The organism is Streptomyces mexicanus (assembly GCF_902506575.1).
In the GTDB taxonomy this organism is placed as follows: domain Bacteria; phylum Actinomycetota; class Actinomycetes; order Streptomycetales; family Streptomycetaceae; genus Streptomyces; species Streptomyces mexicanus.
Window position 1 is genome coordinate 1 of sequence record NZ_LR732655.1, and the last position, 2158, is coordinate 2158.

General features: G+C 70.5%; 2 protein-coding genes. Both read left to right on the forward strand.

What is annotated here, in order from left to right; all coding sequences use genetic code 11:
• Positions 1-1790: chromosome segregation protein ParM (locus GV126_RS34340; protein ID WP_236570374.1), on the forward strand; the 1790-nt coding region annotated here is incomplete at its 5' end.
• A 76-nt stretch (positions 1791-1866) separates the two neighbouring features.
• Entirely contained in the window at positions 1867-2055 is a 189-nt protein-coding gene (locus GV126_RS34345) for a hypothetical protein (RefSeq protein WP_159675182.1), read from the forward strand.
• The last annotated feature ends 103 nt before the right edge of the window (positions 2056-2158 follow it).

Sequence of the window (2158 nt, forward strand, 5' to 3'; positions counted from 1 at the left end):
TCGGTGACGTCCACGCCGAACGCGGCGGCGATGTCATCCTCCTTGAGCCCGGAGATGGGCCGTCCGACCTCGCAGGCGCGCAGCCGGATGACGGCGCCGACCACTTCACCCGGCAGGTGCGCTGGCTGTGGGAGAACCGCGGCATGCCCGGCCGCACCATCGTCGTCAAGGCCACCCCGCATGAGGGCATGCCCAACGACCTGTCGCTGCTGCTGCGCGCCTGCGAGGTCGGACGGCCCATCTCCGGGCTCAAGGAGGATGACATCGCCGCCGCGTTCGGCGTGGACGTCACCGACGTCACCATCAGGGAGGTCGTCCGGCAGTACGGGCGTGAGGGCGGCCCCGCCTGGAAGGAGGTCGACGTCACCCCCGACGCCAACGAGCGGCGCCGCAAGGCCCCCACCCGTCACGAGTGGTGGGCCGACCGGATCGGTGCCGTCGGCGGCCCCATCCCAGGCTCGCAGTTCGCCAAGGAAGTCCGCGACAACGAGCGCAAGGTCACCCACTACATCGCCCAGGTCCCCGACGACATGGGCGAGCCGCGCATCAACCTGCACGCCCTGGCGGCCGCGCTGAAGACCAAGTACGACGAAGGCCGGCTGTTCGTCACCGTCGACGGCAACCAGATCCTGGTCTCCCTGTGGGACTGCAGCCCGCTGGCGCAGGTCTTCCCCGCCACCCGGGAACTGCTCACTCCCGACGCGGATGGCCGGTGGGTGACCGGCTACCTCGGCAACGGCCAGCCCGCCCGCAACCGCGTCTACACCGACCGGGGAGCCGCCCACGGCCTGTTCGTCGCCCCCTCCGGCGGTGGCAAGACGCAGCTGATGGCCCTGCACGTCGCGGCCGACGCCCTATTCGGCGCCGTCGTCTGGCTGGCCACGGAGGCACCGGATGAGAAGACCGCCGCGCTGGGCAAGCACACCGACCGCTACGGCGTCGGCGCGCTCTACATGATCCGGCTCCTGCGAGCCCTGGACGCGCTCATGGAGATCCGCGGCGAGATGCCGTGGGAGGACGGCCAGATCCACGAGTGGGACCCGACCCGGCCGGGCTGCCCCTACCGGATGCTGTCCGCCTACCTCGACGAGTTCCTCTCCGCCGCCCGCAACGGCGACTACGGCGCGGAGATCATGGACCTCGCCGAGCGGGTGTCGGTCAAGGGCCGCAAGTACGGCATCGGCATCAAAGTGGCCGGCCAGTCCATCTACGTGCAGGACGGGTTCACGCAGCTGCTGTGCGAGAACCTCCGCGAGAACTGCATCCCCGTCGTCTTGAAGGTCGCGCCGAAGAAGGTCACCGACATGTTCAAGGCCCTCGGCATCCCGCCCGAGTACATCCCCGACCCCCTGCCCCGCTCCTTCTCCACCGAAGAAAAGGGCCGGATCGAGCGGATCATGCGCGGCGAGCCGGAGCCGCCCGCCGACTCCAACACCGGCGGCGCCGGATGGATCGTCGAAGCCAAGCAGCCCGAGGTCCTGCGCACGCTGTTCATGGACTCCAAGGCAGGCATCGACGGCTACTTCCCCGACACCATCGCCACCCTCACCGACCACGAGATCCGCGAACTGGAAGCGCGGGACCTGTGGTTCGACTGGACCGAGCCGCCCCGGCCCGGCGAGTTCGGCCCCGAGCCGAGCGACGACGAGGGCGAGGACGGCTACGACGACGGAGCTCCCAGGAAGAGCGGCGGCAAGCGCCGCGGCGGTGGGAAATCCGCCGCTCGACGCGACGCGGTCACCTCTCCCCGCCAGGCGCTGGAAGCCATCAAGAACCTCTCCGGCGTCTGACCCACCCCACACCCCGATCCGCAGGGCCCGGCCACACCGGCCGGGCCCTGCTCACATCTGGAAGGACACACCGCCCGTGGCCGTATCGATCTCCGCCGTCGTCCTGCTCGGCATCGTCGTCTTCGTCCTCATCCGCCTCGGCTACGTCCGCGTCGGGCCCGCCCTGGCCTGCGCCGGGTTCGGCTTCTTCCTCGCCTCAACCGGCGCCGCGCCCGCCATCAGCGACGCGATCAGCACCGTCACCGGCTGGATCTCCAGCATCTGACACCGCACCGGCCGCCGGCGTCGAAGGCGCCACCCACCCCACCCCCGTGCCTTCGACGCCGGCGGCCGGTGCGGTGTCAGATGCTGGAGATCCAGCCGGTGAC